The organism is Moorena sp. SIO3E8, from assembly GCF_010692445.1.
Taxonomy (GTDB): Bacteria; Cyanobacteriota; Cyanobacteriia; order Cyanobacteriales; family Coleofasciculaceae; genus Moorena; species Moorena bouillonii.
On the sequence record NZ_JAAHHM010000253.1, the window covers coordinates 1 to 4,929 of the forward strand.

Consider the following 4,929-nt stretch of genomic DNA (forward strand, 5'->3'; position numbering starts at 1 on the left):
TTGGGCATGTTTGTCAGCATCCATTCGCAGAACTCACCTGATTATAGGTCAACTTCTCAAAGCTTAGCTCTGATTGCTCAAAACCGAACTTGAGTATTTATGCTCACTGCAAAATCGGGATGCACCCTTCTCATTTGACTTGTCCTCTCGTATATCGACCTAGTAATATTATACTATATGTTAGGATTACCGATTTTGAAAAAAGACAACTGGAGCAAGAGGCCAATCGAAGAGGGATGACCTCGTCTGAGTTTTAAGACAGCTTGATAGCTCGTTTCCCCGAACGCGCCCCGCGTCGGCTTTGCCGAATCCAAGAGACCCTGTGCAAAATTCATCCCACACTCATGCTGCGCATTGAGATGTGGGGCTTCTTTTGCCGGAAGCTAAGAAATAAGTGATCACGAATCAGTAATCACGAATCAGTAATCAGTAATGCGATCGCTTTCTCTACGAGTGTGATTGCCTACGGCACAGGCTTGCGCTGAGCGCAGATCTTTTAGGTTAGTTGCGTTTGCCATTATTTTTTGCTATTATTTATTTAAAATCTGTGGAGTGTGCGCACATATCTGGTTGACTGAGAAAACTAATCAACAGCATACTGGTACAAAAGTATCTTAAAACCCAGCCGGTATTTCCGTTTCTGAAACCCCAAGCGCCTGTAGCGGGTGAAGGTAGTAACTGCTAGAAGGAACCATCACCTGGATAAGCCAGGCACTGAGTGAATTTCCGACTTCTGCACATTCGCTCCCATGGGACTGGTCACCCTTGAAAATTTTCCTCGATATCAAAGCGCAATCCATACTCAAGAAAGGTTTGGATAGTCGTCTTTTAATCCCTAACAATCCCCCAAAACTCACCATTGATATTGTTTCGACCTCAGAGAAGATCAACCGGACCATACCATTGCTCTAACTACCAGCAAAACCACCGATTACCCCTTTGGGCAAACCCTTGACAGCTTGTTGCAGCATTTCACGGGTTAGTGCTAATGCAACTGTTGCACTGCCATGTTCCATCACTCGCGCCTACCACCGGTAAGGCTCCTCGGGTGATGCACCACCCACCGCCAATCCCACTAAGCAATACTCTTCATTGAACAGGGAGCTGTCCAAGGTGTGCCCAGTCAAGCTTGTTGAGTGATCGAGATCTTCACTGCTAGGTTGCTCAACTCGTTGTGGTCTGATATATATTTAACCTAAATAATTGTAAGTAACCGAGTGTTTGTTGACGGTTGACGGTTGGGTGTTCACAGTCAGCAAGAAACTCTCAACAACAGCTATATCTTTTAAAGAATCCCATGATTACAACCCAAGGGTGGCTGTGGGAATATTAAAAATTATTCATAATTAGTCAATCTAAACTAAGTTACAAAACTACCCTAATAAGCGCGAGTTTACTATTATGGCTCCTAGCGATGACTTCAGACAATACCTTAAGACAGGCAATATTAAAGAGGCTCTTGTCCTAGCCCTGAGCGAAGCAGTTGATTTGAAAATTACTACCTGGGTAGCCGACACCAATGCTGATTTAGATGCAGCCCAAGCAAAACCTGGTCATCGTATGTGTACCCGCATTGATACCATTAACGGTACCATCGACAATGAAGTGGGGGACCAGTTTATCGGCAATGGTCGCTATAGGGAACTGCGGCAATTTCACAATGATCAAGTGGCTCAAGGCAATCAAATTATTCAGAGCAACCTCAAAAGTCTGCATAAGCTGTTTGAAGTTCTACTCACTCTAGGTTACCCAACTAGCACTACTGGGGTTATAAAGCCTGAATCCCCTAGGGTTGAAACCCATTTATTGCCAAGCACAGAACCGGTAACTGAAACCAGAGTAGCCATAGAGTCAGTCGAGTCAGTCGAGTCAGTCGAGTCAGTCGAGTCATACACAGAGCATCGTGTCGATACAGTTACTAAAGCCGTTTTGGGGACTGGATTGGCAGCAGCAGCAGTTGCCTCTGCCTCGGAATTAGTAGCAGAACCTGCCCCAGTCGAAGTAGAACCAACTCAGACAGCACCAGAGACACCCCCAACAATCTCTGCTGACCTTGAGTCATTAACAGCTCCTACCCCAGGGAACTTTGATGATTCATTCATTAATCCCTACACGGTAACAGAGCCGATCATAAAACCTGGATTGGTCGATGAAGTAGTCGATGAAGTAGTTTCTGACCCTGGTTTGTTTCCAGAGACTACTGAGAGTACTGAATTGCCAGAAACGACTGACTTGGAGGAGGAAGAAGCAATAGCAAACTTCCTACAGGATAGGTGGTCAGAAACTGAGTCAGTCTTGGTACCTCCACCCCCCATGGAAGAGGAAACAGAGATTATTCCTGACTTTCTACCAGATACGGCTCCAGAACTGGAGTCAGTCTTGGTACCTCCAACCCCGATTGAAGAAGAAACAGAGATTAGTCCTGACTTCCTACCGGATACGGCACCAGAACTGGAGTCAATCTTGGTACCTCCACCCCCAGTTCCAAAAGAAACCCAAGCTAGCCCCGAGACTTTCCTAGAAACTGAGCCTGAACTGCTAGAAGTCCCCTCAGCAGAACTGGAATCCTCACTGATGCCATCGAAAGATAGCACCGAGGCGTTAGAAGCGGAAACTGAACAGGACGATTGGGATGACTCGATGTGGGAATTACTGGAGTCTGTGCCTGATCAGGAGCTAACTGACCAAGACGTTTCAGATGCAGAAATTGATCAACAATGGCAGGAATTCGTTGAAGAACAATCGGAACCTGATTTAAAGTCATCCGATGCAGTGGATAATCAAAATTGGGAACTCCTGACATTAGAAGATTTGGAGTTAACGCCCCCATCACCAGAATCCACAACTGAAACTTCAAACCAGGAATTAGAAGATGAATGGGGTGATTTGTTTGAAGAAGACACACAACAGCTTGATACAGACTCTAACCTTTTGAGCCTAGAATCATTGGAGCTAGAAGAAAATGAGGATTGGGATGATTGGATGTTGGAACAACCGGAGCACTCATCACTAGAATTGACAACTCCTGAGATAGATTCATTGGATGTCTCTGAGGATAATGAGTGGGATAAATTAACGAAAAACGCTAATCCGTTCACTGCACCAAGTAATCTCAATGGATCAGCAACAGATTTAGAACTTGATGAAAACTGGGATGATTTCGCAACTGATGAACTGGAATCTTATCCATCTCTAGGAAATAGCTTGGAGCTATCGGCACCTTCAGAAGATCCAGATACTTCAGAACTGACCAATGACCTAACTGATGACCATAACTTTAATCAGGAAGAATCTCAAGAGTTAGATCCGTTTCTAGAAATCTCTGATATCACCGATCAATCAGAGAAAGCATCTGAGGACCTCATGGAAGACTTGTTTGACTTTCCTGTGGCACAACAGAGTGAATCTGAGGCGATAAAACTTGATGATGATAATTGGTCTAGCCTGGAAGAGTCACTATTTATCAAGAAACCACGTAAACAAGAGGATTAGTTTGGTTGAAATCGATAATTCCTCCACTTATATCCACTTATATTAGGGTAGTTAATATCTTATTAAAATGGCCGTGACCAAGACCAGAAACCGTAAGCAACCAGGAACTACTGATGCCAGCGCCGGATTAAATTCGCCACGGGTCGCACCTGATCTTAGCTCTAGATTAGGTCAAACCCTTGATGAATTTTATGGCTCTTTGGGGGATGTCTTGATTGACATCACAGCCTTAGAAGTTAACACCATGGTAGTGGAGGAAATTAAGGGATATAAATTTATCCCCTGGGAAACCTACCGGGATATTTACCCGATCTCAGCGGACTATCTAGAGCAACAGGGAATTCATCAGTCTTTACGCGATCGCTACCTTGAGTTACGTAAAACCTTAGAACTAGAGTACACCGTGCTTTTGAGTGATCCCAATTCACCCTTGTATGATCCCACTGTTCTAGAGCAGGCTAGAGGAGGCCAAGAAATCCTCACCGATCCCACAGTAGAACTGCACCAAATTAACACCCGACTACCAAACCCTACTAAAACCAGCAGTTCTGAGGAAATGCTTCAAGCGCAACAGATTCTTAAGAACAATCGTTTCTTGCGTTGTTTGCGTAAGCTCAGTGAACTGAAAGCAGCACTGGATAGTCGAAATCAGGCATTGCTAAAAACTAATTCACACCAACGGGCAAATGTCAAGTCAATCAATGATTTAATTTGCGCCCAAACTGTGATTCAACTAGATGGTGATGTAATCAACCGCTATGCTCAGGAAATTGTTAACCATCCTGATCGAGATTTGATTCTACACATCCATAAGCAAGGAGTCACTGCTAGTCAACAGCAGTGGAGAGGATTGCTAGAATTTATTTTGGGTTTGGTACAGGCGTCAGTTAAATGGGGTAATGGTCAGAGTTTACCTTGGGGCAATTGATGTACTCAGCGTTTGACATCCTCCCGCCGCTAAATCAAAGATTATAGTGGGGGATTCCTAAACCTCACGATTTAGGTTTCTGCTTCATAGCAACAGCCTCCACCCTAAGCGGGGTTTTCTGGTCTTACGCTCGCTCCACAGACTATCCCCGCAACCCCTGCGGTTCTCATGTGTCGAGTTTCAAGAAAAGTCTTGATACACTTGTGATTCAAGGGTTGGATTTCCATTGCCCCATCCTCTTTTCCCGGTCTACCGATTTGGCTGCGCCGCCAGATTACTGGACTTCGCTCGTATAGGCTGTCTGAATCCATCGTCTCGGGTGGGTCATTGACCATACTTATTCTAACACATTTATCGTCAAAGACGCAATTCCTCTCGGGTGCATCTCATTTTTGTAAAAACATCATTAATAAAGCATCCCATTTAGGTAAGCACAGCGTAAAGAAAGAATTTTAGGAACATTTTCAATATTCCATTGTGAGCCTGATATTTTAACTCGCATTCCTATT

The 4,929-nt window shown here is 44.3% G+C and carries 3 protein-coding genes; 2 read left to right on the plus strand and 1 reads right to left on the minus strand.

Translation table 11 applies throughout. From position 1 onward, the window contains the following. Positions 1-1,401 precede the first annotated feature (1,401 nt). Entirely contained in the window at positions 1,402-3,492 is a 2,091-nt protein-coding gene (locus F6K46_RS38095; RefSeq protein WP_293068178.1) for a hypothetical protein, read from the plus strand. 67 nt (positions 3,493-3,559) lie between these two features. After that, on the plus strand, positions 3,560-4,420 hold the full coding sequence (locus F6K46_RS38100) for a hypothetical protein (RefSeq protein WP_293068175.1): 861 nt from the start codon (positions 3,560-3,562) through the stop codon (positions 4,418-4,420). Positions 4,421-4,524: 104 nt separating this feature from the next. On the opposite strand, the gene F6K46_RS38105 is transcribed toward F6K46_RS38100, so the two are convergent. Next, on the minus strand, positions 4,525-4,755 hold the full coding sequence (locus F6K46_RS38105; RefSeq protein ID WP_293068172.1) for a hypothetical protein: 231 nt from the start codon (positions 4,753-4,755) through the stop codon (positions 4,525-4,527). Positions 4,756-4,929 lie beyond the last annotated feature (174 nt).

Bases quoted from the DNA above. Each gene is read 5' to 3' on its own strand.
- F6K46_RS38105 (WP_293068172.1), bottom strand. From the start codon at position 4,755: ATGGTCAATGACCCACCCGAGACGATGGATTCAGACAGCCTATACGAG.
- F6K46_RS38095 (WP_293068178.1), top strand. From the start codon at position 1,402: ATGGCTCCTAGCGATGACTTCAGACAATACCTTAAGACAGGCAATATT.
- F6K46_RS38100 (WP_293068175.1), top strand. From the start codon at position 3,560: ATGGCCGTGACCAAGACCAGAAACCGTAAGCAACCAGGAACTACTGAT.